Here is a 24868-nt window from a genome sequence, read left to right as displayed (position 1 = left end):
TGATGGCCTTTTTGTCGGTCTGACTATCGTCTGACCTAGCCGTTATTTTTCACCGTCGTTTTTACGCATAAATTCTAACACGCTGCGGGCTTCTTCGGCAGTAATGTTCTGATTCGGCATTCGAACTAGGCATTGTTCCAACAGTTTTTGAGCTTCGGCATCTTCGGCGAGCATCATGTCCACGTTAGTAATCATGTTGATAACCCAAGTGGGTTTACGTTTTGTAGTAACGCCTTTCCACCCTGGCCCAACCAGTTTTTCGTCGGTGAGTTTGTGGCACGACATACATTTTAGGTCGTAAATGTCATTTCCTTTTTTGACCAAAGCGGGGTCGAGTGGAGTGGTAAGAGCTACCTCTTTTACTTCCGTTCCGTGGGATTCGGGCTGTTCCAAAATCTCTTTTGGATCTGTTTCTGGAGATTCGGCTCGTTGCTCGGCTCCTTTTCCAGAACACCCGTACCAAAGAAAGGGGGTGAGTGCGAGCAAATAGATGAGTACACGTTTCATTAGGGAATTTGTTTTTGGTTAACAACTGTGCAAACGTACAGCCGTTGAGAACCAAAAACTTATGGTTTGAATCATAACACTTCCCTAATCTTTGGCAGGATTGTTAAATAGATAAGGCATAAAAAAAGCCCCTGTTTGGGGCTTTAAATGGTAACAAATATACCTACCAAGGTCGCATAATTTTGTGATTAGCAATTCTTAACTCTCCTATATCTGCGAGTTGAATCACTTTTTTGATGACCGTTTCTACCCTGAGTCCTGTCATGTCGGCGATGGCTTGTCGGGTGATGGGGACTTCAAAGCAATCTCCAGAGCGGTGCGATTTCTGTTTGAAAAAATCAATAATGGTTAAAATTCGCTGTTCGGGGCTTTGCGTATTCATGGCGTTGAGCAGCTTGGTTTTGTGGCAGAGTCGTTTGGCCAATACCTTCATAAGCTCAAAGTGAACATCTGGGTTTTCGCGTAGCAAACGCAGGTATTCGACCTTTTTTAAGACCCACACCTTTGCATTGGAAATCGCTCGGGCATCGGCAGGATAGGGAAAGTCTCCAATTAAGGGCGGCTCGCCGAAACTTTCTCCTTGTGAAAAAACACCTTGGATATAATCATTATTTTCACCTCCATTCAGCATCTTGATAGTTCCTTCCTCTACCTGAAAGTAAAAATGTGCAGGCCAACCTTCGTAAAAGATATATTCACCTTTAACAAAGCGGTTGAGCGATGCTCCGTATTGTTGTAATAATGCCGACGGAATTCCTGCCATTTGTCTATCGTTTTTGAAAACAACAAACAAATTGAGTAGTATTTCTGAGTAATTTTATGATAAATGTCAGGCTTACTCCAACGCCGTCATTACAATTTGGCCGCATTTTTTGTCATTTTTTCCAAAAAACGGATTTCCCTTTTCGTCGTTGATTTCTGATAGCCAAAACCCGCCGATGCCGTTGGCGGCCTTGGGGCAGGTGTAATAGTACAATGGTTTGTCGTTGGTTTTGAACGATTTGATAAGTCGGAATAAGTTCTTGCTTAGGTCACCAAAGTGGTCGCGTTGGTGGGCCACCGACTCGGTTTCAGCCACGTGTTCGGTATCAAACCCAAGGTCTTGATATACTTTTAGGTAAAATGCTTTTTGGATGGGAGCAGCGGTGGAAAGGTCGATGTTCTCGAGCAAATTGAGTAACAACTTGGCCGAGCGCGACGATTCTTTTCCATTGTCTGTCAACAGCCCTTGTTTGATTCCCCAGTAGTAACTCAGGGCTTTGGCGAGGGTTGATTTGATGACGGGATTGTCAGTTCGTAAGTCAACTTTTTCCCAATCGGTATTGGCAAATTCGGCGAGTTCAGGAGCGGGTGCCGCGTCTGACTCCGAAAAGCGGGGGTCTTTTGCGAACGATTCGTCGTTGAGGGTTTGGAGAAAAGCAATGATTTTTTGTTTCTCCTCTGCCGTCAACGCAATTCCTTTTTGCCCATTTTTTACCAAAAGCGGGTCCACCGTCGCACTTTTTTCGATGCCCGAACTGTAATGTTCAAGCACTTGTTCGAGGGTGCCCAATCGCCCGTCGTGCATGTAAGGAGCCGTAAAGGCTAAATTCCGTAAACTCGGTACTTTAAACTTAAAACGGTCTTCGTCGTGAAGCGTAATGTCGTAGCGCCCTTCGTCGGTGTTGACGGCCGTAGGAAGGCCATTGTTTCGATACTTAAAATCCGAAAATAGCACCCCCGAATGACAAGGGGCGCACTTTTGTTCTACCAGCGCAAGCCCTTCTTGCTCGGTTTCGGTCAGCGCACCGCCTTCGTTTCGCATCCATTTATCGTAGCGTGAATTGGCCGAAACCATCGTCAACATAAATTGAGATAAGGCTTTGAGGAAACGTTCGGTGTTGATTTCGTCGGTACCAAAGGCTTTTTCAAACAGGGCGGGGTAGGTTTTTGAATACCTGAGTTTTTCCAACACATTGGGTAACGACTCGTCCATTTCGGCGGGGTTTTGCAAGGGAGAAATGGCGAATAAATCCAAATGATGTACGCCGCCGTCCCAGCCAAAGTCGGTTGACCACGCCAAGTTGAACAACGGCATCGAATTTCGTTTGGTCAATAAATCGTTGATGCCGTGGCTCAATGGATGTCCATGTTGGGTAAAACCTGCCGATTGTTGGTGGCAACTGCCGCAACTGACGGTGTTGTCTTTGGAGAGTAAAGCGTCGTAAAAAAGCGTTTTTCCCAACGCAACTCCCGCTGGCGTGAGCGGGTTTTCCTGAAACTTATAGACGGGTTCGGGAAAGTGGCTCGGTTTGGTAAAAAGCTCGTCCTGGCGGTTGCGGCAAAACGACAACAACAAAAAGCCAAAGGCAGAGAAAACAAGGGTAATACGCGTATTCATCTTATTTTTGAATGCCTTCGTACGAAAACATGGAAGCATAATTGTCCGCAATTTTGGCCGAATAAGGCCCCGCCATCACCGTCGAATTCACCGCAAAGCTTACGTTCGTAGTACCCGTAAATAGCTTAGAAACGTCGGTAGTAATGCCAAGCGCCACGTTTTTATCGGCTTTGATTTTTACTTTTTCTTTGCCAAAATTCAACGATGCTACTTTGATATTGTTCAACGTTTTCTTGTCGCCCATTCCACCAAAAAGACCAATATGGTACAAGAAAATAGGCTCTTTGCGGTTGCCCGTGAGTGGAATTTGGGGTGAAGTTCCTTCCATTTTAACAAAAATATAGCCCGAATTCCACGCCCAGTACATGTCTTTGCCATCGCCGCCCACGTCTAAGCAACCTTTGCGTTTGCTTACTTCGGAAGCACTGCGAAGACTGTCAACGCCAATCACAAAGCTCAGCCCAACGTAGTCACCTTTTGGGACGTTGTTGAGGGTAATTTTCTGTGATTCTGGATGTTGTTGGCGAATCAAAAAGTAACTTTCGTCTTGGGGAACCACGTATTCGCTGCCGTCTTTGCGAAGCAAGCGAAGGTTGCTAACATAGTATTGCAAAAAGGTGATGTTGAACGACTCACCCAAGGCATTGGTGTATTGTTTGTCTTTCAGAACGACCTCTTCCGTACCCACTTTATTGTGAAATTGGAGGGTAAGCGAGCCTGTTTTTTGGGCAAAGAGTGGCGAACACATTAGAAGTCCTACCACGAAAAGAAGATTTTTCATTGTGCAAAAGTCGTTTGATTGGTCTGTTTGTGAATGTTAGTTTTTTTACGATTTCGACGCCACCAGAGCAAAAAGCCCGTCACTGACAAAACGCCAGGGGTAAGCCCAAGGATGACGTACAAGATTTTGACAAAAATTCCTCCAAAATTCCCGACGTGGAGGGGATGAAAAGTTGCTTCGATTTTTTCCCAAGTCGATAAGTCGGCATAACGGGTTATTCCCACAAATTGCCCCGTATAAGCATCAAAAACAATGGCATTTCGACTCGAAAACAGCCTGTTTTCATCCTTATAATACCCCCTTACGTTGAACTTACGATGGGGTTGGGTGGGCAAATAAACGTAGTTGGGCGTAAAATTTGGCGCTTTTTCAAGGGCTTGTTGGTACAAGCTTTGGAGCGATACGTTGGCCAATGTATTGGCGGGAGTCGGTACGATTTCGTTGTCCCACGTTTTCTTCTCAAAGGCAAAAAGATTCATCCAAAAGCCCGTGAAGAAGACAATGACATTGAGCGCCAGCGACCAAACCCCCACGATGCGGTGTAGATCAGAGGAAATGGTTCGCCAGTTTTTACGGTTGATTTTCACCTTAAAGGCCAGCACTTTCCAAATAAACTTACGGTACACCACCAAGCCCGTAAGAATAGAAACGAGCATGGTTAGGCCAAAAATGGCGGTAAGTGCCGCGCCAGGCATCCCGAGGTGAAACGAAAAATGGAATTGAAAAATCCATTCAATCCAGCCCACTTCGAGGTCGTCGCTGCGGCCTTTGCGAAGAATTTGACCCGTGTATTGGTTGAGATTGATGGCACCCAAATCGTACGAAATCAGGCGAGTATCGTTCATGTACAGCCGAAAATGGTACGATTGCTCGGGAGTGGCTTCGGGGTTAAGCCAAGCGATTCCGTCGAGGTTGGGGTATTCGGCCGTGATGATTCGGTACAAACTATCGATCGGCAAAGGCGCACCCGTAGGTTTGACGGTCAGGGAGTGGCGGTAAATAATGGGGTCAAGTTCTTCCATAAATACCAAAATAGACCCGCTCAGTCCTAGCAAAAGTAGAAATACTCCCGTAATGAGGCCAAACCAACTATGGAGGCGAAAAAGAACGCGACTCACGTTTTTTATCATGGCAATTGAAAGGTTAGATTGCCCCAGTAACTTTGGTAATTGGCCTCAGGGTTATTTTTGACTTCCACCATGTGAACGGTACTAATCATCCAATAGCCCGCTTTGTCAAGGGGGATTTTCAACGAACCATCGGCGTTGGTGGTAAGCTTACGGTGGGTCGTTTTTTGGGTGGCTGTTTTGTGCCAAGCCACCACCATTTTGTTGCTAAGTGGTTGATTTTTAAACAAAACCTTGACTGTTATTGCTTCCCCAGCCTTCATTTGATAAGGGTTGTTGAGGGGAATAATTTCCAGCGGCATTTGGGTGTTTTTCTTAAATGTATCGCTGTATTTGTTCCCCACTTGAATCAACGTTTTGGCACAACGACGGTACAACTCCTTGGAAGGTTGGGTAAGCTGCCCCTGCTTTTTGCGCAATTCATAGATGTTTTCAATGCCATCTTCCTTCAAATAATCGTTGAATTTGTCGGCTTCGAGGGCAATGAAGGAGTTTTTAGACTCCATGGTCAATAAGTGAGTGCCTTCGGAATTGAATTTTAACGGAATTGGCAACGAATCGCTTTTGAGGGCAATGGAAGTTAAATCTTGCCTATTTTGCTCTGTTAAATGAGTCAGTTTTAACAACCGTTTTTTACGATTTGCCCAAATGTCTCCCATAAAATCTTCGCCTACAAATAGCTGCAAATCAAAAAGTTCGCCAATTTTTAATTTGAACTTACTTGGCATGAGCCAAAACTCATGGGCAAACAAACTGGAAGCGACAAAAAGTAAGAGCAAGGAAAACAGTTTTTTCATTTTGGTATAGTTTGTTAGTGATGGCACTTTTCCATGACCTCGTGGAAACGGTCGTGTAAGGCAAATATCGCCTTTTTAAGTTCATCTTCCGATTTCTTTTTCTTGACCATTTTAGCCAAAGCAACCGATTCTTTCTCAAGCGCTTCTACGCTTTCTTTGACGCCAGGTTTTTGGTATTTGGCAGGAACAACCGATTTTTTTAGGATGCTCGCTTTGGCCGCTAATTGTTCGGCGTTGGCGTAAAGTGGCTTCAAATTGCCTTCTTCGGCAGGGTGGAAGGTCTGGGCCATGACAGCATGATAGTCGTCGAGTTCTGGCCAACTTTCCTGTTTTTTCTTCTCTAAGGCCAATTCTTCTTTTTTGCTTTTCTCGCCATCAATCAACGGTTTCAGACCCATGTCATACATTTGCATCAACATTTCTTTGACGATGGGTTCGGTTTTGGTGGCGTTGCCATCAGGATAGATAGGCTTGGGGTCGTATTCGAGGTCAAGCAGAGCGGCTTTGGTGTACTTGTCGCCCATGAGCTCGTTAATCATCCCCAGCGCCATGTCCATACCTGCCGTTACGCCTGCCGAAGTCCAATACTTGCCGTCTCGCACGAAGCGTTCGGGTTGGTATTTGGCACCGTACATACCCATGATTTCACTGGCTCGGTACCAGTTGGATGAAACGTTTTTGCCTTCGAGCAGCCCCGTTGCCCCCAAAATCCACGCCCCAGTACAGACGCTAGCCGTATAAACAGACTTCTGGTCTATCTTCCGAATCCAATCTAGTACTTCTTGGTCTTGGGTTTGGAAAAATGTCTCTTTGGCACCCCCTGGAATAATGAGAATGTCTAATTGCTCCACCTCGGCGATTGACTTATCTACCTTCACTTCGAGCCCACGTTGATTTTTGACGAAGCCTTTGTTTTTGGCTACAAAAAAAATGTTGACGCTCATCAGCTCCGACAGCACCTGATACGGCCCTATGGCATCGAGGGTATTGTAGCCGTCATACACATAGACCCCAATGGTTTTGATGGGGACTTTAGGCTTGGTCATAATGATTTGCATGAGTTCATCGTGACGTTTGGCAGTTGAATCGGCTTCGGAGGTTTGAGCAATTGCACTGATGCAAGCAGCATACATCAGTATAAGAATAATTGTTAAGTGTTTCATTGTGACAGATTTGTTGAAATGTAATAGAGCCGTGCACAAGGTCAGACGACAGTCAGACCCCAAAAATGCGCGACTCGGTCTGACTATCGTCTGACCTATAATTTACCAGTTAATGTTATTCCCCACATTCTTGGTGTACCCATCATGTAGGAGCCATATCCGAAAGCCATATAGCGTACGTCACTGAGGTTGCGTGCCCAAATAGCCACATCAAAATGATTGCTGGTTACACCTGCTCTGGCGTTTATCATACTGTAAGCATCCTGATGATAAGCATTCACAAAATCCAATTGATACTCTCCGATGTATCTCAATTCTCCTCTGACGAAAGCTTTGAGGTTTTGGGCGGATTTTGATAAAGGCAAACCATACTGAACCGCCAGCATAGATTGCAAAGCGGGATTATTAATCGCTTTGTTGCCCTTGTAGTTGATGACAGTATTGGATGCCGCATCAAAAAGTTCTAATTTTTTATACTCACTATGCGACGTGCTGGCCGTCCAATCAATCTGTAGGTTTTTGACAGGAAGTGCCGAAGCCTCCAATTCCAATCCATAATTATCCATGTCACCTACATTGAGCGTAGCGTAGTTTATGCCGTCTTGTGAGGTCGAAACTTGCTGGTCTTTTTGTTGAAAATAGAAAGCCGTAAGGTTGATTTTAAGTCGGTTGTTTAGGAAGGTATTTTTAACGCCCACCTCATAATTATCTGATTTTTCAGGATTGTAAGTAGGGTTTGCTGCATTTCCAAAATTGAAACCTCCGACCCTGAATCCTTTGGCATAAGAACCATAAATTATCGAATTTTCTGTCAACTTTTGACTTAAAATCACTTTAGGAGTAAAGGCATTGAACGTTTTCTTGGCAGTACTGTCTGTTGTTAGAGGCATTACAACTCCTCCTGTTTCAAACGCTGAATTTTGGGTAAGCTCGCGGTGTTCAATGTCATACCTTGCTCCGACAGTTATATCAAATTTGGGCGTAATGGCATACGTAGCTTGTCCAAAAAAAGCCACGCCGTACGCATTTCTTTTTCCGTTACCAATAGAAGCATAAGGTGCATTCGGGTCAAACAAGGCGTAATCTTTGTCGAAGTAAGTCGTACTACTATTCTTGCTTTTTTCGCCAAACAAAAAGGAACCCACCGTCCATTTTAATGCACTGGTATTGGCGGGAGAAGAAAAGCGCAATTCTTGCGTCCATTGGTTTTGCTTCGACCAAGTCGTAAAGCTAATAAGCTCCGCAGGGCTAAAATCAAAATCAAATCGTCCTGGAAGCCAAATGTGGTAATCTACAAAAGACGTAATGGAGGTAAAATTGAAGTTGTTGCCAAAATATTTTACGGCGGCAGAAGTGTTGAAATTAGTTCTTCGCTCGGTGTTATCCCAATTCCCGTAAACAGTATAAGGATTGGCTCTGGCGATACTATCTGTCGCCGACCAAGGATAGGCGCCTTTGTCTTTGTCGTTTTCGTATCTTGTATTCAAGTCGATAGTCCATTTGTCTGATACAATGTACTTTAGGTTTACATTGCCGATGTAAGCGTTGTGCTTGTCAAAATCTTTCGTATTCAAAGTCGGATTGTCATAAATCGCTCCGCGACCGTTTGATTGGAAACCTGCATTGATAAATAGCTTATCTTTTATCAAAGGTGTATTGAAACCCGCGCTATAACGCTGTTGTCCATAATTTCCCAGGTCTATTTCGGCAAACCCGCTGGTCTTGTTGTTGGGTCTTTTGGTAATCACATTGAGTACACCACCAAAGGCATTTCGGCCGTAGAGCGTGCCTTGAGGTCCCCTCAAAATTTCAACTCGTTCGATATTACTGAAATTGAGCGGTGCCGAGAAGTAGTCAAATTGATAAACGCCATCGACATACGTAGCCACCGCTTGGTCATTTGAAAAACCCATCGAGCCCCTGATGTTCAAAAAGCTAGAACCTGTACTATTGCCATGCTCTACCGTGAAGGTACTTGGTGCTAATGCAGTCAGGTCATTGATTGTCCAGACTCTATATTCTTCTAATTGTTTGGCATTTAAGGAGGTAACGGCCAAAGGCGTTTTTTGTAAATTTGCCTCGACCTTGTCGGCTGTAATGACTACCTCGCCCAGTGTTTGCGTATTATCCAATAAAGTTACCTCTAAGGCGATGGTTGTGTTGGTTATTTCTACTTGCTGAATTTTAGTAGCGTACCCAACGGCACTAAACTGTACTTGATATTTTCCTGCTTTTAAGTTGAGGGAGAAAGTGCCATCCTTATCGGCAGTACTTCCTTGACTGCTATTTAACAACAGGATACTAGCACCACTAAGACCTACTCCTGCTTGGTTTTTGACGGTTCCTTTGAGGTTTTGAGCCAATAGATGACTCGCCATGAAAAGACTTAAAAATAATAAGGTGTATTTGTTCATCTTAAAAAGATTGTTTGAGACTTTATGTTGTGATTCAGCTGAAATGGTGAAGGAGGACTATCGCGGTGAAAACAACTCTTACAAGTGCGGCAATTCGCTACGTTGTTTGCTGGTCAACATAGGGAATGTGTCAGGAAAAAATGGATAAAAAAGGCATCCAATCGCTCAGAAAGAGGGATTGGTAAAGAGTATCCGCAACAAGAAGAAATTACCCAATAGGGGGCTTAATGGGCACTTGGTCGTGCTCAGGAAGAAGAAAGTGCGAAGTGGCACTTTGGGGCACATTGATACCAATAAAATGAGGAGGAAACTCAACCGTAAAGGTGAGTTCTTCAAAGGTATCTTCTACGATTTTTTTGAGAAAAGAAGCGTGTTTTTGGGCTTCTTTGGAGGCGTTATTTTCGGCTACTTTGTGGAGTTGTTTGGCTAAATAACATTTTCCGTCGCAATGAAGCTCAGGCTTGAAGCGGTTTTCGCAAAGTTGCTGAACGATGTAGTCTTTGCGCAGCTCAAAATCCAAATAAACAAATGGCACTAGCAAGGTTTTGATGCTGACCAAAACCAATAAAAATAGCGCTATGTACCGTTTAAAAATCATAGAATCAGTAAAATGACGGCGCAAAAGTAAGGAAAAAAAGCAAGCCGTATGCGTATCGCTGAAAAACGTTGTTTTACGGGAGCTATAACGCATACGGCTGAATGCCAATCGCATCGATGAACTCTGTTTGATGCTAAACGATACCGTGCTTTGTAAATAAGTGCTTGTAAATTAGGCTTTTACTTCGGTTACATCCAGCATAAAATTATGGAGGTCGGTGTTTTTTACAAACGGATTGAGCAACTCACTGCCTGGGCCAAACATCGATAATTCTACAAACTCTGCCGTGTGGTCTGTTCCTGCCCATCCTACGGAAGAAAAAGGCGTTTGGATTTGGGCTAATTTTTGGAAAGGTAACTTGCGGGCGTTGTAAATGCCGCCTTCTCCCAACAAATAATAATTACTCAAAATCGTTAATGCTTCCTCGGGTTTGATAACAATTCCTTGGGCTGCCTCAATGCGCTCGATGATTTGGGCGGGCGTAAAATCTTTGGTAATACCGTTCAAAATCCACTCGTTAGACTGTTTGTATGTCGCTATTTTATCAAAATTAGCGTTGGCTTTTGACCCCGACAGCAGGGCAGGAGCAGCATTGCCGTGGTCGGTCGTAAAGATAACGAGGGTGTTTTTGTCTTTTTCGGCAAAATCAATGGCTACTTTTAAGGCGTCGTCAAACTGAATTTGCTCGCCAATGAGCGCGCTTACATCGTTGGCGTGGGCGGCCCAGTCCACTTTCCCCGACTCGATTTGTAAAACAAAACCGTTCGGATTTTTTTGCATAATCTCAATTGCTTTTTGGGTCATTTCGGCCAACGTCGGCGTCGTAGCTTTGAGCGTTTCGCTCTGCGCGCGGTCAACGGCGTAGGGAAGCCCATCGTCGTGAAATACCCCTAAAATGGGTTTTTCAGCGGTCAAAGCAGCCATTTCAGTGCGGTTAAGCGCCACTTGATAACCTGCCGTTCTGAAATCCTGCAACAAATCGCGTTTGTCGCTGCGGCCTTCTTTGGAAAAAGTATTGGTACCACCGCCCATCAAAACGTCAAACTTTAGGTCCAAATACTGAACCGCAATGGGTTCCATGCTTCGGCTATCGGAGTTGACACAAAATCCAGCGGGAGTAGCGTGGGTAATCGGCACCGTAGTGACGCACCCGACGGCTTTGCGGGCGTCTTTAAATTTGTGCAAAATGGGTTTGTACTTTTCGCCGTTGGGGCCAATGTTGAGAACGCCATTTTTAACCCGAACTCCCCCTCCCCACGACGAGCTTGCCGCTGCCGAATCGGTGACGAGCGAACTGGCCGAAGCTGTATCCATAAAAGACCGTTTGATGCGGTTTTCGTGCATCAATTGAATCCAAAGGCTATGGCGGCCTTGTTGGCGTTGCAGCATGAGGTCGGCCATGTTGAGCGTGCCCGTACTCATGCCATCGCTCACCATAAAGATGATATTTTTTACTTTGCCCCGTTTTTTCTTGATGGTATCCGCAGGGGTAAATGGGTTGAAAAGTTGGGTTCCGATAGCGGCCAATGAGCCATTCTTGAAAAAATCTCTTCTTCGCATGGTTGGTGTATTGTTGATTGATTATACCAAAGGTAATACGTCGAAAGAATTCAATAGAACTATGCTAGGTTAAGAAATAGCAAAATTACTTGCTTTCCTCCAGCAACGTCTTCATGTCGCGTATCATCAGCTGCACTTCTTTTTCTTCAGTTCCGTCGTACATGCCGCGAATGTGTTTGTTTTTATCAATCAGCACAAAAGCCCCACTGTGGATATAGCCGCCAGGCGCTTGGTCGTCGGCTTGGGCTGTTACCAGATAATGCTTTTCTCCAATTTCATAGATTTTTTCGCGATTGCCCGTCACAAATAACCACGTTCGACCTTTTAAACCCAAATCATCGGCGTAGGTTTTCAAGACCTGCACGCTATCGTGGTCGGGGTCAATGGTGTGGGAGAGAATGCCGACGCGCGGGTCGTCTTTGAAAGCCTCATAGACTTTAAGCATATTTTTCTTCATCACGGGGCAAATCCTGGGGCAAGTCACAAAGAAAAAATCAGCCACGTAGATTTTGTCTTTGAAGTTTTTGGAGGTAATGGTATCGCCGTATTGACTCCTAAACGCAAACTCAGGAATGGTCGGATAGACTTTCTCTTCAATGGTTTTACCATCGACTACTTTTTGAACAATCTCAGGTTCGCCCAAGATGGGCAGCGGTTTGGAGTTGAAGTTACAACTGAGGCAAGTCCATAACAGCATCGCTGTTATGGACTTGGTGATTAGTTTCGAGGACATAATAGACATCATTAAAAACCATAATTAAGGGTAATGCCCAACGTGCGAGGGGAAGCCATCCGAACGCTGCGGCCAAAGCTGGTATCGCCCGAACCATAAATCAGATAGCGAGTGTTAGCCAAGTTTTGCACCCAGAAAGCCGCATTTAATTTGCCTACTTGGAGGTTTATTCGGGTATTGATGAGGCTGTAAGTGGGTTGTTTTAGGGTATTCTGCAAGTCGGTATAAAATTGCCCTACCGAACGGTATTCGCCGCGTAAACTCAATTTAGCCGTTTTGGCTAATGGGATACCGTATTGAGCCGCCAAATAAAAGGTATGATTTGGGGCGTTGGCTAATTTTTTACCCGTCACGTCAATTTTGGTTTCGGCCATTGTGGCAAAATCCACCCGTGTCAGTTTGAAATCTTGGTATTTGCCGCTGTTGAGGCCAAGGCTTGCGTCCAACTCAAGGTTCTTAACTGGAATCATGGTGGCATCAAACTCAAGTCCTCGGGTTTGGACATCGCCTAAGTTCTCGCGGGCGTAAGTGAAAGGAGCGACCAAATTGTAAAACTGCAAGTCTTTCCAATTGATTAAGAAGGCCGTAAGCCCTACTCGTAGTTTGTTTTCCATGCCCGTGGCCTTCAAGCCCGCTTCGAAGTTATCCGAAAACTCAGGTTGGAACGTTTGAGAGATGCCTTTGGGCAAACGTTGTGAATTGACACCACCCGCTCTAAAGCCACGCGTATAGCTTACGTAAATACTTGATTTTGAGTTGATAATGTAGTTGATGGCGACCTTTGGTGAAACGGCAGTATATTTGCCCGTGACGGTTGAGTCGGGCCGAACGAATGTCAGCACATTATTCGTGAAAACTGCATCGCCGAAACCGTTAAAGATAGCTTTGCGGTTTTCGTTGTCGTAACGCAACCCTGCGGTGAGTTCGAGCGATGGCGTGATTTTGTAACCTATTTGTCCAAATACCGCCAAACCGTTGTTGACTGTTTTGTTGCGGAAAGCCGCGTACATCCCTGGCGCTAGTTCGTAGGCTAAATTGGTGGTGGGTTCGTAGCCCGTTTGGTTAAAATAGAAAACTCCTGCCGAATAGCTCAGTTTGGAGTCAACTGCGTTGGAGTTGATTCGGAACTCTTGGGTAAATACCTTTTGTGGAGGTAACATTTCGCCAATTTCTTTTTCTCTGAACGTGTGATAATAGCCAGGAAAATCAACGTCTTTGTAAGCCATGCCAATGGCTTGGGTAGCCGAAACCGACGTGAGCGTATAGCCCGAACCGTAGTATTTTAGGTTCAAAGACGTATTGACGATGTTGCGTTGGTGAGTGCCGATACGCGTCAGGTAAATCTTATCAGGGTTGGCAAACGCTAATTTTTCATTGCCCACACTCAGCATAAAACCCGTGGCGTCCGACTTATCCATTTGTGCTTTTACGTTGAGGGTCGCACTGAATTTACTGCTCGGAAACCAGCGCAAATAGGCGTTGCCGTAGAGGCTTTCTTCATCGCCTACCCGTGCGCCCTGAATGTTTTTGTCGGTTTTTCCGAGTCCAGTCGTATCATTTTTTAAGAATCCATTGCGTTTGCTATATACTCCATTGATACCAAAGAACAATTTGTCTTTCACAATCGGGGTTTTAAAACCTGCATTGTAGCGTTGTAACCCCAAGTTGCCGAGGCTTAGTTCAGCAAAACCATTGGTGCGGTTGGTAGGTTTTTTGGTGATGATATTGACCACACCTCCCATGGCATTGCGACCGAAAAGCGTTCCTTGTGGCCCACGAAGTACCTCAACGCGTTCGATGTCAGCCATTTGAAAGCCCCCGCCGATGATATCTAAGGCGTTTACGTCGTCAATGTAAGTAGCTACAGCAGGGTTTTCGCTGAACACCTGCACGCCTCTGATGGACTGGATTTGTTGAAACGCCACGCCCAATTCGGAGTAGAGATAATTGGGGACAATCGCGGTCAGGTTGGCCAACTCCCATATACGAGCGTCTTCTACTTTCTTAGCCGACAGCGATGAAACTGCAATGGGAATAGTTAACAGATTTTGCTCGGTTTTATCGGCCGTTACAACGACTTCTCCCAAATCTTGTGTACTTGGGTTAAGGCTGAAATTTAGTTCGGTATTTTTATCGGTCATCGTTACCTGCTGAATTTGAGTAGCGTAGCCTACAGCACTGACGGATACTTCATATTTCCTACGGGTTAGGGTGAGTTGGTAGCTGCCGTTTTTGTCGGCTACGGTGCCTTTGGGGCTATTGAGCAGTGTTATTGTAGCAAAGGCAACGTTTTCACCTGTGGTACTTTTGACAGTTCCTTTGAGGGTTTGAGCGATAGCATAACTACCTAAAATGCAAAACAGAAGGACTTGTATGGTTACTTTTATTGGGTACATGTGTTGGATTTTTATTTGTAAATAATTGAAAATTAGGGAGTTGTATTATTTTTGTGTCGAGATGGCCACTACGGCAAAAAAGAAAATAAAAACAAGTACAATCCAAATCAGTCCAAATTTGAATAGACTGAAAACCCAAGATTTTAAACAATGCCTCGCCTCAAAGAAGCGAGGCTGTTAGTATTAGTTCATCTTGATTAATAAACTCCCGCTAGGCATGTAGAACAAGACCTATCAGGAGGACTATTGCCGTGAAAATAACTCCTACTAATGCGGCAATAATGCTGTAAGCCACCAACTGAACCACCCGATTGAGTTGCTTTGGCGGAATGTTTGAAAATTTACTATTGTCGTTCATAATCAAAAAGTTAAGAGAGATATGAGTACGAGGGATGGGATAAAAATGATACCAAGTGCCACGTAAAATCGGCTTTGAGGGGAAAATTCAAAGGGTGAATGGTTTGCTCGTGTTACGCCAGTACCGCGCAACAATTCGCCAAGTTGATCGTCGGTCAACATAGAAAAATGTGTCAAGAATGAAAACTTGGAAAATAAGTGCTTACTTCCACTCAGGAGGAGAGGGAAGGCAATCACAACTGCAAAAAAGGGCTTAACCGATGGGAGGTTTGATAGGTACTTGGGTGTGCTTTGGAAGAAGGAAGTGCGCACAAGCACTCACAATGACCGTAATAAAGGTAGTTTGGTAAGGAATATTGAAGGAAATAGACAATTCTTCAAACGAATCTTCCACCATTTTTTTGAGGTGAGAAGCGTGTTTTTGGGTTTCTTTGGTGGCGTTGTCTTCGGCAATTTTTTGCAGTCGTTTGGCTAAGTAACACTTCCCGTCGCAGTGAAGCTGAGGCTTGAAACGGTTTTCGCAAAGGTTCTTGATAATGTATTCTTTACGTAGTTCAAAATCCAAATACACCACAGGCACAAGTAAGGTCTTGATGCTTACAAGGGCAAATAACAAAAGTGCTATGTGTTGTTTTTTGAACATATTGATAACGGCCGACACAAAGGTAGATAAATCGTGTCAAATGATGATAAAACTAGACATGAATGCTTGAAAATGAGCTTACTATAAGCGATTCAAGACAAGAATCATACTTAGCAAAAGCAACAGCAAAAGCAACATGGTACTCCACTGTTTCCAGCGAGGTGCTTTGCTGCGACTTATCTTCGGTTTAACTTGCTTTTTAGCCATAACCACATCTTTTTTTCTTTTTCCCAAAAAAATGAAAACTGACCTAACAGCCCCCCGTACAGCAACAACAAAGTTTGGTACGTTGGGAAAATAAAGAGCAAATAGGTAATGGCTTTGAGCCAAAATGGGGTGTTCGCATCGTAGCCAAGTAGCCAAAAAAGCCCCTTCCGAAGCCATACGACCGAAGTGCCTGCCAACGTAAACGTCATCAAAACGGCGATAACTTGCAAGGTATTCTCAAGCCCCCATTTGTGTTGAAGGCGCGTTGTCCAAGTGGTTTTTGTGGTAGTTTGCATGGGTTGCGTTTGTAAACTGCGAGGATGGAACCCACCCTCGCAGAAGTTGATTTTTACTTTTTCTTGTTTAAAGAAGTAATCCAAGTAGCTATTTTGAGTGCTTCGCTACGAGGTACGTTAGGGAGGGCTGCCATTGGAGGATACCCAGGCCAATTGGAAGGTTTGGGTTTATAAATCAACTCTACAATTTGGTCTTTTGTATAGTTGCGTTTGGCCACTTCTTTGTAAGCAGGACCTACCACTTTTTTGTCGGCATTGTGGCAGGCCAAGCAGGTATTTTTCTGCAAAAGTTTCTCCACGTCAGCGGGAATTTTGGTTTGGGCATTGGCTATTCCATAGCTCAACAAACCTAAGATTAACACGTACTTTTTCATTGGTATAATTGATTAAAATGAAACTACTATTTATTCAGCGTCAAAACCCACTCTGCCACTTGTTTGATTTTGTCGTCGCCCAGATGCGCTTGGGCAGGCATAGCGGGGCCTTCTCGTTTTTTGCCAGGCTGACGAATCCAACCCATCAACCCGTCGAGGTTGCCTTTGTAAATCCCTGCGGCTTCTACCATGCTTGGCCCAACGAGCTTGTCGTTTACCTGATGACAAGCCACGCAGTTCATCTGAAAAATGGCTTCTCCAGGGTGGGTAGCGGCGGCGGTTTCGGTGGTTTTGGGCTTGAGCGCCTCCGCTTGGGCTTCTTTGACCAGTTTTTCGTATTCAGCCGTTTTTTTGGCTACCAACTTACGGTGTGGGTCAATGACGTTGGAACGGTACAATTGCCGCCCCGAGCCCATGAAAAGTACAACCACACCCATCGTCAGGGCAATTTTGGTGAAATGACGCCCAAACTGAGCCGCTGGACCCGTGATTTCTTTCCACAACCAAACCATCGCCACAATGGCAATGGACGCTCCCGTGAAAATAACCAGCAAGACATTCCAGCCCAAGCCTTGACTGGGAAGGGTAACGAGGACAATCGGACCCACCAAAAACTGCACAACCGACCCATAAAACGTGACGGTGTAGAGGTTTTTGCGGACATTGTAGCGGCTTAACATGGGGAATTTTTCTTCAAAATCGAAGTCTTTTCGACCAAAATACCAAACCAACAACAACCCCGACGCGGCCATGCAGGCATTCAGAAAATGGAGGTAACGGGGAAAAACGTTGGGCAACACCAACGCCGACAAAAACCCTTCTACTACCGACCATTTGTCGGGGAACATCATCAAATTGACGTTGGTCAAAAAAATGAGGGGGACAAACAAGAAAATGGCCACGGCCGTTGCCAAAATGCTGATGTGCAAAAACTTGTTGTTGTCGAGCTTGTGCCACAAAAACTTGTGAGCGTAGAGCAACAAAAAGGCAATCGTCACCAGCGGAATTATCAAAATCCACATCAAACCCGTGAGGGCATTGGCCGTGTAGAAGTACGTGGTATAGACCGTATTGATGGCCAATAACGGCGCGATTCCCATTACAACGGCCATGGATTTATTGACCGTAATGGTTTGGGCCACTTCGTAGGCAAGTTTATCGTAATCGGGCTTGCGAAGACCGAGCAATTGATACACCAACGTCAGAATAGAACCACCAACCATGAAGTTGATAAATAAAATATGTACCAAAAACATAGATACCAACACCACAACCAACACCCACTCGGGCACGGGCAAGGGAAGCGGAATGTCCTTTTGGACAATGGTTTGGGTTTGCAAAAGAATGTTCAAAAACATGATGAATATCGTTAGAATGGAAGGTTGATTAACGGACAGCAGCTACGGGTTGCGAAGGCTTGGGTTTGTTAAAACCAAGGCCATCTTGCGCCCCCGAAACGGGCTGCGGGTTGGTTTGTAGCTCTTTGATGTAGGCGCAAAGGGCGTCCAACTCGCGGTCGTTGCCTGGGAAAGGCGGCATAAAATACCGCGCAGAGTGCATGTTTTTGATGTACCCTTTCAACTGCGCCGTTTCCCAAGGTTTGGTGCCAAACATATCCGTAAATTTTCCCGTCATAGGGTTCACAGCGCCATTGGTGGTGTGGCAACGGCTACAAGTCAGGATAAATACATCTCGACCTGCCTCTAACATATTGTCATCGGTCACTTCTTTGCTTGCCACAAAATTGGCGTGTTTCAGTACGCCGTCGCGCTGTAGAAGGGGATAGTCTTCGACCCGTAAGCCATTGGAATACATGTATTCGCCGATGACGTAAGGCTTGCGGATAAACTCGCGCAGGCGTTCAAAGTGACCCATCAAGCCCACAACGAGCAAAATACTCACTCCAGCCAACCAAGCAGGAGCAGTTTGTGGACGAAAATACGACCAATTGGCCATGCCAATCACCAATCCGATGGCGACGATGACAATGACCACGATTTGGCTGTACCAATTCTGAAACTCAAGCGTTCCCATCGCCACGGGCAAGTTGCCGACCAAGCTTTTGGGAATCATGTAGTAGTACAACATGGCTCCTGCGGCCGCCAACGGCCCCCAAATCAATACCCATTTGCTGATGGAACGGAGGGCTACTTTACGAAATTCGAGGTCTTTGCGGGTGTAAATCAGCGTTAAAAACATCGCAATCATACCGCCCATCGTCATGGCGAGGGGTGTGCGGAAAAACAATTGAGGCAAATACACGGGATTTAAGAAACCGTACAAAAAGGTGCGGTCGTTGTTCCAGTTGCCCGTATCCATCATAAACGACAAAATGGACACGATAATCGCCATCGTAATCCACGAGAAAAAACTCAGAAATAGCCCGTATTTGACGTGTTTGAATTTTTGTAACAGGTTGGCTTTTAGTTTTTTCCACGTTAAGAAATAAAACAATATAAGCACGACTTCGGTCACAAAAACGAGCCATTCGACAAACCATGCGCCAAAGAAAACGCGGATGAGACTGGCAATGGAGGCGGGGTTGACCAACGAGGCCGAAAACCAAATACCAACGCCCGTCATGGCACCAATGGTGGTCGTGATGAGAAAGGCAACAAACAAAATTCGGTACGCGAGTGCGTCCCACTTTTCGGCTAGCTCGGGGTTGGTTTTTAGAAGCCTAAACCCTTTGATTTCGAGCATAGCCACAACGGGCATAAGTCCAACCGCCAAGGCATGATTGATGACGGCATGGAGGACGGCAATAATGGCAATCAAAGCCCGATTGCCAATAAAATCGAGGTGAAAGATTGGAAAATCCACGAGAATAAAGTGTTTAATGAAACCATAGAGATACGGGGCTTCTGCCCTGCTGAAATGCGGCAGAGCGAAACAATGAAGCGCTACCCCGAACGACGGAGCAGCGTATCAAATGGACATTAAACGGTACGTGGAGGGTGCGGAATTTTTTGGTGAAACAACAGCCCTTTTCCTGCCAAATAGGCAAAATCGGCGTTGGAAGCAACGTCCGTTGGAAGGCAGGGGGGGACTTCGATGGCAACTTCTTCTACAAAAAGATTAAAAACGTAGAGGTTCAGCGAAGCCTGTTTTTTCTTGGTGGGTTCTTGTCCAAAATCCAACAACGACAAGAGCTGTTGTTTGGCGAGTTCGTGGGATTGGCTAACTGTTTGTTCCGATTGGGCGTAAGATTCCTGAAACGTAAGCGGATTGTCAATGGAAAACACGAGCAAAGCGGTGAGAACACTTTGCATGAACATGACCCCCACAATGGCGACAAGCAACCACCCCCGCAGACGAAGAATCTGACGACGGGTTAATTTGGAAATATCTATTCGCAAACGGAACAGCATGGGGGATTGCGGAAAGGTTGTAACAAAAGTACAAATTACCAGCCTACATAACCTTCGGGAACGATATTTTTTAAGCGTAAATACACAATGACTTGTCCACGGTGGTGAATGATGTGGTTTTCAACGGCATAAATCAGGCGCCACATCGGGATTTCGCCGTTGGTGAAGCCCGTTTTTTCGTACAGTTTCGCCTCAGGAAGTTCTCGAACGGTTTTTCGGATAAACGCATACATGGCTTTTACTTCGCTGACCACCTGCTCTTTGTTCATGACTTTAGGCAACTTTCGCTCTTTGAGTGGGTTCACCACGCCCGTACGCCCCGCAAGTTGGTTGATTGAAAAAATGACACAGTGACGCCACTGTTCGGCAAAGGTCATTACAGAATCCGTGGCCTTAAATTGATAAAATTCAGCAGGCATTTGGTCGCAAATTTTAAGGCTGTACTTTTCCGACATGTCAAACGCGTCGATGAGTTCTTGGCGAAGTTCGGCCGTACGGTTTTGAGCATTTGCTACTACCGACGCGCACAAAAGGACTAAAAATAGGTAACGTTTCATACTAAAATAAAAGGGTTAAATGCGTTGAAAGGGTATTTCTGAGTTTTAAATCTCCGCCCGAAAGGCGCTGATAAAGAGGGGATTGGTAGGTGATTCCTCCCGAAATTCGTTTAAAATAGACTTCAAGTCCCGCGTTTGCCGTGCTTAGCGTTCCACCCGTGAACGTGTTCTTTTGGCCGTTTTTGGTATCGTACCCAAAATGCTCTACATACACGCCCGCGTTGGGCATAACGGTAAGGGAGGAAAGCGACAACGTCCGAAATACCGAAACCGAACCACTGAGGCGGTTGGCAAACCGATAATGAGTGGGGTTGGTTGTGTTGATTTTGTAGGAAACGTCCACGTTGGAACCCCATTTTTGGTAACGCAGGTTATAAATAGCGTTCAACACAAAGTCAACACTACCCGTTCCGAGTTGAAAGTTGGCATTGGCTACTTCGGTGCCATCTTCCACGTACCGAAACTTGCCCGTTGGGGCTTTAATGCCGCCTCCTATGAGCAGTGTTTGGTCAATTTTGTGCGTGGTTGAATCCCAAAAGGTATTCACAATATTGTAATGGAAAAGAGCCGATACGTCGCCCAATCCGCTGATTTTCTGGGGCGTTTCGGTGCGATAAAGCGTTTGGGTATTCCAGTTGTACGGGACGAATACCATGAGCTGCGTGCGTTTCAAGGGATAAAAACGCGCCCAAAGTTCGGCCGTTTGGAAGTTTTCTCGGGCGCGAAAAAACGTGCTATTGAGGTGCGATTCGTAATTTTTAACGCGGTAACGAACCCCTGCAAAACGTAAATGTGACTGTGGCAAAATGCCAAAAAATGAGCCACCATTGCCACAGCCACAAATATCGCAAGCGTGACTTGGGGAAGTAGCTAGTAAGTAGTAAAGTAAAAGCTTTAGGGTAGTTGCTTTGATGTAGTTCGTTGATTTTGAACGGTTAACAGTTAACAAATAACGGTTAACTTGTGCTTCAGCACTTAGCAGTAAAAATGCGTAAAATGACTTTTTCATGGTGCTGCAAATCGGGGGTTGGTCAAAAACTCTTGGTCGGTGAGTGTTTTGAGAAAAGCGATGATTTTTTGTTGTTCATCGGCGGTCATCGGGATGCCCAAACGGCCGTTTTGTTTCAACAGCGGGTCGAGGCTGCCCGTTTCTTTGACTCCTTCGGCATAAAATTTGAGTACGGCCTCAAGGTTAAAAAAACGCGCATCGTGCATGTACGGGTAGGTCACTTCGATGTTGCGGAGGGTCGGTACTTTGAATTTGTTTTTGTCGGCGTCGTTTTCGGTAATGCGGTAACGGCCCAAATCGCCCGTGTATTCGGGAAGCAGGCCATTGCTACGGAAACTATGGTCGGTAAAAAGCGCGCCGCTGTGGCATTTGGCGCAACCCTTGTCCTTAAATAGTTGCAAGCCAGCCGTTTCGTCGGCGGTAAGTTGGGCTTTCCCTGCCAAAAACTGGTCGTATTTGGAATTGGCCGAAACCAAGGTCAACATAAACTGAGACAATGCCTTCAAAAAGCGTTCAGTCGTAATTTCTTCGGTGCCGTAGGCTTTTTTGAAGAGTTTGGGATACTCTTTCGACGTCCGTAATTTTTGGAGAACGTTGCCGATTTTGTCATCCATTTCGAGCGGATTTTCAATGGGGGCAATCGAAAATAAATCCAAATCGAATACTCCGCCATCCCAAAAGAACGAATCTTGCCAAGCTAAGTTAATCAGCGGAGGGGCGTTGCGGGTGCCTTCTTGGTTGTCGATGCCGTGGCTAAACCCGTGACCGTGGTGGGTAAAAGCGTGACTTTGGTTATGACATTCGCCGCAAGAAATGCTGCCATCGCGCGACAGGATACCGTCAAAAAACAACTGTTTTCCCAACGCAACGCCGTCGCTGGTGATGGGGTTTTTACTCAGGTCGTAAGTCGGTTGCGGAAAAGTAGCGGGCACCGAAAAAAGGGGTTCGGGGCTTGCTTCCCCTCCCAAAAGGGAACAAGAAGCAAGCCAACCCATAAAACTCAACGATACGGCCAAAAGCCGCCAGCGTGTGCTGTTCATTCGATTACATTTTGTCGTTGTGAATATGCTCTACCTTGAACATTTTAGCGTACCCGTCGGCAAAAGGTTTAGACGCCGCAGGGTTCATCATCACGCTTGTTTTGGCAATACTCGTTCCTTGGCTGAACGTTTGCAGCACGTCCGTCACTACGTGTACAGTAGGAGCAATGTTTTTGCGAACCTGCGCAGTGGTTGTGCCAAACGAAGTCGTTACGGTGCGGAGGTTGTTGGCCGTCACCGACGTGCGCCCGCCAAAGCCTCCAATGTGGAATTGAAACAACTTCGTAGCTGTCGTAGCCGCCGAAGAAATTCCTTCCATTTTGAAGAAAATATAACCAGAGTTCCACGACCAGTACATGTTGTCGGTGCCGTACGAAGCAGGGTCAAGCACGCCCGTGCGTTGCGCTACGTCCGAGATGCTTTTTAGGCTATCGACGCCAATCATGTAGCTCATCGACGTGTAATCTCCCGCAGGCACATCAGGCAAAGTCACTGTCAAGGTTTTGGTATCGGCTTGGCGAATCAAAAAGTATTGATTGGGGAATTTAACTTCAGTTCCGTCGGCTTTTTTGAGCGAAAAGTTGCTGACAAAATAGTTGAGGGTTGATACGGTAAAGTCTTCGCCCAACGAATTTTTATAAGACTTGCTGCCTAAAACCAGTTTTTCACCCCCTACGTAGTTGTCAAACTCGATGCTGAGGGAATTTTTATCATTAGGTCCGATTTCTTCTTCTTTGGTACATGAAACAAAAATAAAAGACACGGTCAACGCCATAAGCGCTGAAAATAAGAAAGACTTTTTCATTGGAAAGTATGTGTTAAAGCGCAACGGGACTGCCCGAGCGGTTAATGGAAAATAATAAGTCGCTTAGAGACGTTTGAACGTCTTAGGAAAGGAAGAATTACGACAGTGCCGCAGGGGGGCGGAGCAATGTAGTGGTAAATTCAGAAGTGATAGGGGGTAAGTAGTGCGTATTGAGCACACGTTCAGCATTTGTCATCTGAACGGGTAAAAACACAAACGTAAGCTCATCAAACACCTCTTGGGTGATTTTTTTGAAGGTATCTTGTTGTTTTTGGGCTTCTTCGCGGGCGTGGCCTTCGGCTACTTTGGTGAGCTGTTTGGCGAGGTAACATTTCCCGTCGCAATGCAGCTCAGGTTTGAAGCGATTTTCGCAGAGGTTTTTGATAATGAACTCTTTACGCAGCTCAAAATCCAGATACACAAACGGCACCAACAGCATTTTGATGCTGAGGAGAGCGAATAAAAAGTAGGCGATTATCCTCTTACCGTTCATGGATTGTTATTGAAAACGCCACAAAGGTAAAGACAAGATTATGTAAGTTGTATGACAAAAGTCACATTAAAATTAAAAACGCGAACGAAATACTGATGGAAGAAGATCCGAAAATTGGGTCAAAAAGGAAGGTAATTTTAGAGGGGTTTGAAGTTTTTGTTTTTAGTAAAATTCTCATCATCAAGTGTTTTCAGGAACGACAAAAGGTCACTTTTCTCTTGATTACTCAAGGTGAAATTACGTAGGTTATTGTCAAGTGAAGGAGAGTTTTTGATACCTGAGCTGTAGTGTTCCAATACCTCCTCAAGTGTTTTAAAACGACCATCGTGCATATAAGGCGCCGTAAATGACAGATTGCGTAAAGTCGGTGTTTTGTACTTTCCTAAGTCTTCGGTTTTGAACGTAATACGAAACCTTCCCTGAGCCGCGCGTTCGTGCGCTATGTCCGTAAACTCACTATCAAGCCCGTTGTTGTGAAAGACGTTGTCGGTAAACAAATGTTGGGTGCGTTGATGGCAAGTCGCACATTTGGCATCAAAAATGTTCATTCCGCGTTGTTCTACCTCCGTAAGCTGAACGTTTTTTTGCACAAATCGGTCGTATTGGGCATCACCCGAATTAAGCGTTCGCATGTATTGAGCCAATGCTTTCAACACTTTGGGAGTAGTAATGCCTGTCGCTTTTTCGTCGGGGAAAGCCGCCTCAAAGAGTTGGATATAGTTTTCTTTTGCCCCAAGTTCGGAGGGTAATTCCAAAATATTTTGCGCCATTTCGTCCAAATGCGTGATAGGGCCAATAGATAGCGATTCCAAATTGGTAGCTCCACCGTCCCAAAACAAACCATTGGTCGCCCAAGCCAAGTTGGTGAGTCCAGGCGTATTGCGGGATAATGCAGCGCCCGATTGTCCCTTTGTGGTAAGTGCAACTCCGTCGGTAAATGCTTTTTCTTGCAAATGACAAGTGGCACAACTTATTTGATTATTTCCCGATAGGCTCGTTTCAAAAAATAGTTTACGCCCTAAACGCACGCCTTCTACCGTTTGTCGATTGTAAGGCACATCGGGTAACACGGGAAAATGAGTAGGTGTTTTCATCAATTCGCTCACGCCATCGTTGGCGGTAGGGTCAATATCTTCCGTTGGTTGACAAGCTCCCATACCCAATGTCAAGCCCAGCAAAAGTGAGGGCGCGATTTTTAGATAGTTGATGCGAAAGGTGTTGATTGCGAATGACATTTTGATAAAAATTAGGGATAAAAAG

The 24868-nt window shown here is 45.3% G+C and carries 24 protein-coding genes; all 24 read right to left on the bottom strand.

The features are described from left to right. Window positions 1-42: 42 nt before the first annotated feature. The 24 genes from FHS57_RS26865 to FHS57_RS26745 all read right to left on the bottom strand — a co-directional run bounded on the left by FHS57_RS26865 (window position 43) and on the right by FHS57_RS26745 (window position 24843). Complete coding sequence (locus FHS57_RS26865) at window positions 43-507, bottom strand: c-type cytochrome (protein WP_183979137.1); 465 nt, start codon at window positions 505-507, stop codon at window positions 43-45. A 163-nt stretch (window positions 508-670) separates the two neighbouring features. Further along, window positions 671-1270, bottom strand: coding sequence for a Crp/Fnr family transcriptional regulator (locus FHS57_RS26860; RefSeq protein WP_183979135.1), 600 nt, complete (start codon window positions 1268-1270; stop codon window positions 671-673). Between the two features lie 72 nt (window positions 1271-1342). After that, window positions 1343-2887 (bottom strand): cytochrome c peroxidase, encoded by a 1545-nt coding sequence (locus tag FHS57_RS26855; protein ID WP_183979133.1) that lies wholly within the window; start codon window positions 2885-2887, stop codon window positions 1343-1345. A gap of 1 nt (window position 2888) precedes the next feature. Then, the gene (locus FHS57_RS26850; protein WP_183979132.1) at window positions 2889-3668 is read right to left on the bottom strand and encodes an MbnP family protein; all 780 of its coding nucleotides are present in this window, start codon (window positions 3666-3668) and stop codon (window positions 2889-2891) included. Further along, window positions 3665-4798, bottom strand: a complete 1134-nt coding sequence (locus FHS57_RS26845; protein ID WP_183979130.1) for a PepSY-associated TM helix domain-containing protein — start codon at window positions 4796-4798, stop codon at window positions 3665-3667. The genes FHS57_RS26850 and FHS57_RS26845 overlap by 4 nt, the downstream gene beginning before the upstream one ends. Then, a complete protein-coding gene (locus FHS57_RS26840) occupies window positions 4795-5592 on the bottom strand; it encodes a DUF4198 domain-containing protein (protein ID WP_183979127.1) in 798 nt (265 codons plus the stop codon). The genes FHS57_RS26845 and FHS57_RS26840 overlap by 4 nt, the downstream gene beginning before the upstream one ends. A gap of 14 nt (window positions 5593-5606) precedes the next feature. Then, on the bottom strand, window positions 5607-6755 hold the full coding sequence (locus FHS57_RS26835; protein ID WP_183979125.1) for a DJ-1/PfpI family protein: 1149 nt from the start codon (window positions 6753-6755) through the stop codon (window positions 5607-5609). 95 nt (window positions 6756-6850) lie between these two features. After that, the gene (locus FHS57_RS26830) at window positions 6851-9169 is read right to left on the bottom strand and encodes a TonB-dependent receptor (protein ID WP_183979123.1); all 2319 of its coding nucleotides are present in this window, start codon (window positions 9167-9169) and stop codon (window positions 6851-6853) included. A 208-nt stretch (window positions 9170-9377) separates the two neighbouring features. Further along, the gene (locus tag FHS57_RS26825; RefSeq protein WP_183979121.1) at window positions 9378-9881 is read right to left on the bottom strand and encodes a hypothetical protein; all 504 of its coding nucleotides are present in this window, start codon (window positions 9879-9881) and stop codon (window positions 9378-9380) included. 57 nt (window positions 9882-9938) lie between these two features. Then, window positions 9939-11327 (bottom strand): alkaline phosphatase, encoded by a 1389-nt coding sequence (locus tag FHS57_RS26820; RefSeq protein ID WP_183979119.1) that lies wholly within the window; start codon window positions 11325-11327, stop codon window positions 9939-9941. Between the two features lie 85 nt (window positions 11328-11412). After that, on the bottom strand, window positions 11413-12060 hold the full coding sequence (locus FHS57_RS26815) for an SCO family protein (RefSeq protein ID WP_183979118.1): 648 nt from the start codon (window positions 12058-12060) through the stop codon (window positions 11413-11415). An 11-nt stretch (window positions 12061-12071) separates the two neighbouring features. Continuing rightward, entirely contained in the window at window positions 12072-14456 is a 2385-nt protein-coding gene (locus FHS57_RS32010) for a TonB-dependent receptor (protein ID WP_183979117.1), read from the bottom strand. A 610-nt stretch (window positions 14457-15066) separates the two neighbouring features. Then, complete coding sequence (locus FHS57_RS26800; protein WP_221225740.1) at window positions 15067-15429, bottom strand: hypothetical protein; 363 nt, start codon at window positions 15427-15429, stop codon at window positions 15067-15069. Window positions 15430-15632: 203 nt separating this feature from the next. Then, entirely contained in the window at window positions 15633-15959 is a 327-nt protein-coding gene (locus tag FHS57_RS26795; RefSeq protein ID WP_183979114.1) for a DUF6787 family protein, read from the bottom strand. Between the two features lie 53 nt (window positions 15960-16012). Further along, window positions 16013-16333, bottom strand: coding sequence for a c-type cytochrome (locus FHS57_RS26790; RefSeq protein WP_183979113.1), 321 nt, complete (start codon window positions 16331-16333; stop codon window positions 16013-16015). A gap of 26 nt (window positions 16334-16359) precedes the next feature. Then, the gene (locus FHS57_RS26785; RefSeq protein WP_183979111.1) at window positions 16360-17691 is read right to left on the bottom strand and encodes a c-type cytochrome; all 1332 of its coding nucleotides are present in this window, start codon (window positions 17689-17691) and stop codon (window positions 16360-16362) included. Between the two features lie 28 nt (window positions 17692-17719). Further along, window positions 17720-19156: a cytochrome c gene (locus FHS57_RS32120; RefSeq protein ID WP_183979109.1), complete on the bottom strand. Its 1437-nt coding sequence runs from the start codon at window positions 19154-19156 to the stop codon at window positions 17720-17722. 116 nt (window positions 19157-19272) lie between these two features. Then, window positions 19273-19704, bottom strand: a complete 432-nt coding sequence (locus tag FHS57_RS26775) for a hypothetical protein (protein ID WP_183979107.1) — start codon at window positions 19702-19704, stop codon at window positions 19273-19275. 35 nt (window positions 19705-19739) lie between these two features. Beyond that, window positions 19740-20261: a DinB family protein gene (locus FHS57_RS26770; RefSeq protein ID WP_183979105.1), complete on the bottom strand. Its 522-nt coding sequence runs from the start codon at window positions 20259-20261 to the stop codon at window positions 19740-19742. A gap of 1 nt (window position 20262) precedes the next feature. Next, on the bottom strand, window positions 20263-21270 hold the full coding sequence (locus tag FHS57_RS26765) for a hypothetical protein (RefSeq protein ID WP_229601465.1): 1008 nt from the start codon (window positions 21268-21270) through the stop codon (window positions 20263-20265). Next, on the bottom strand, window positions 21267-22310 hold the full coding sequence (locus FHS57_RS26760) for a cytochrome-c peroxidase (RefSeq protein ID WP_183979103.1): 1044 nt from the start codon (window positions 22308-22310) through the stop codon (window positions 21267-21269). Before FHS57_RS26760 ends, FHS57_RS26765 begins: the two co-directional genes overlap by 4 nt. 4 nt (window positions 22311-22314) lie before the next feature. Then, the gene (locus FHS57_RS26755; RefSeq protein ID WP_183979101.1) at window positions 22315-23115 is read right to left on the bottom strand and encodes an MbnP family protein; all 801 of its coding nucleotides are present in this window, start codon (window positions 23113-23115) and stop codon (window positions 22315-22317) included. 97 nt (window positions 23116-23212) lie between these two features. Continuing rightward, the gene (locus tag FHS57_RS26750; RefSeq protein WP_183979099.1) at window positions 23213-23608 is read right to left on the bottom strand and encodes a hypothetical protein; all 396 of its coding nucleotides are present in this window, start codon (window positions 23606-23608) and stop codon (window positions 23213-23215) included. 137 nt (window positions 23609-23745) lie between these two features. Continuing rightward, window positions 23746-24843 carry a cytochrome-c peroxidase gene (locus tag FHS57_RS26745; RefSeq protein ID WP_183979097.1) on the bottom strand — a complete coding sequence of 366 codons (1098 nt, stop codon included), beginning with the start codon at window positions 24841-24843 and terminating at the stop codon, window positions 23746-23748. Window positions 24844-24868: the final 25 nt, after the last annotated feature.

It is taken from the genome of Runella defluvii, from assembly GCF_014195535.1.
In the GTDB taxonomy this organism is placed as follows: Bacteria; Bacteroidota; Bacteroidia; order Cytophagales; family Spirosomataceae; genus Runella; species Runella defluvii.
Note: the sequence above shows the minus strand (reverse complement) of the source record. Positions and strands in the feature narration are given on the sequence as shown.

Bases quoted from the DNA above. Each gene is read 5' to 3' on its own strand.
- FHS57_RS26865 (WP_183979137.1), bottom strand. From the start codon at position 507: ATGAAACGTGTACTCATCTATTTGCTCGCACTCACCCCCTTTCTTTGG.
- FHS57_RS26860 (WP_183979135.1), bottom strand. From the start codon at position 1,270: ATGGCAGGAATTCCGTCGGCATTATTACAACAATACGGAGCATCGCTC.
- FHS57_RS26855 (WP_183979133.1), bottom strand. From the start codon at position 2,887: ATGAATACGCGTATTACCCTTGTTTTCTCTGCCTTTGGCTTTTTGTTG.
- FHS57_RS26850 (WP_183979132.1), bottom strand. From the start codon at position 3,668: ATGAAAAATCTTCTTTTCGTGGTAGGACTTCTAATGTGTTCGCCACTC.
- FHS57_RS26845 (WP_183979130.1), bottom strand. From the start codon at position 4,798: ATGATAAAAAACGTGAGTCGCGTTCTTTTTCGCCTCCATAGTTGGTTT.
- FHS57_RS26840 (WP_183979127.1), bottom strand. From the start codon at position 5,592: ATGAAAAAACTGTTTTCCTTGCTCTTACTTTTTGTCGCTTCCAGTTTG.
- FHS57_RS26835 (WP_183979125.1), bottom strand. From the start codon at position 6,755: ATGAAACACTTAACAATTATTCTTATACTGATGTATGCTGCTTGCATC.
- FHS57_RS26830 (WP_183979123.1), bottom strand. From the start codon at position 9,169: ATGAACAAATACACCTTATTATTTTTAAGTCTTTTCATGGCGAGTCAT.
- FHS57_RS26825 (WP_183979121.1), bottom strand. From the start codon at position 9,881: ATGCGATTGGCATTCAGCCGTATGCGTTATAGCTCCCGTAAAACAACG.
- FHS57_RS26820 (WP_183979119.1), bottom strand. From the start codon at position 11,327: ATGCGAAGAAGAGATTTTTTCAAGAATGGCTCATTGGCCGCTATCGGA.
- FHS57_RS26815 (WP_183979118.1), bottom strand. From the start codon at position 12,060: ATGTCCTCGAAACTAATCACCAAGTCCATAACAGCGATGCTGTTATGG.
- FHS57_RS32010 (WP_183979117.1), bottom strand. From the start codon at position 14,456: ATGTACCCAATAAAAGTAACCATACAAGTCCTTCTGTTTTGCATTTTA.
- FHS57_RS26795 (WP_183979114.1), bottom strand. From the start codon at position 15,959: ATGCAAACTACCACAAAAACCACTTGGACAACGCGCCTTCAACACAAA.
- FHS57_RS26790 (WP_183979113.1), bottom strand. From the start codon at position 16,333: ATGAAAAAGTACGTGTTAATCTTAGGTTTGTTGAGCTATGGAATAGCC.
- FHS57_RS26785 (WP_183979111.1), bottom strand. From the start codon at position 17,691: ATGTTTTTGAACATTCTTTTGCAAACCCAAACCATTGTCCAAAAGGAC.
- FHS57_RS26775 (WP_183979107.1), bottom strand. From the start codon at position 19,704: ATGCTGTTCCGTTTGCGAATAGATATTTCCAAATTAACCCGTCGTCAG.
- FHS57_RS26770 (WP_183979105.1), bottom strand. From the start codon at position 20,261: ATGAAACGTTACCTATTTTTAGTCCTTTTGTGCGCGTCGGTAGTAGCA.
- FHS57_RS26765 (WP_229601465.1), bottom strand. From the start codon at position 21,270: ATGAAAAAGTCATTTTACGCATTTTTACTGCTAAGTGCTGAAGCACAA.
- FHS57_RS26760 (WP_183979103.1), bottom strand. From the start codon at position 22,310: ATGAACAGCACACGCTGGCGGCTTTTGGCCGTATCGTTGAGTTTTATG.
- FHS57_RS26755 (WP_183979101.1), bottom strand. From the start codon at position 23,115: ATGAAAAAGTCTTTCTTATTTTCAGCGCTTATGGCGTTGACCGTGTCT.
- FHS57_RS26750 (WP_183979099.1), bottom strand. From the start codon at position 23,608: ATGAACGGTAAGAGGATAATCGCCTACTTTTTATTCGCTCTCCTCAGC.
- FHS57_RS26745 (WP_183979097.1), bottom strand. From the start codon at position 24,843: ATGTCATTCGCAATCAACACCTTTCGCATCAACTATCTAAAAATCGCG.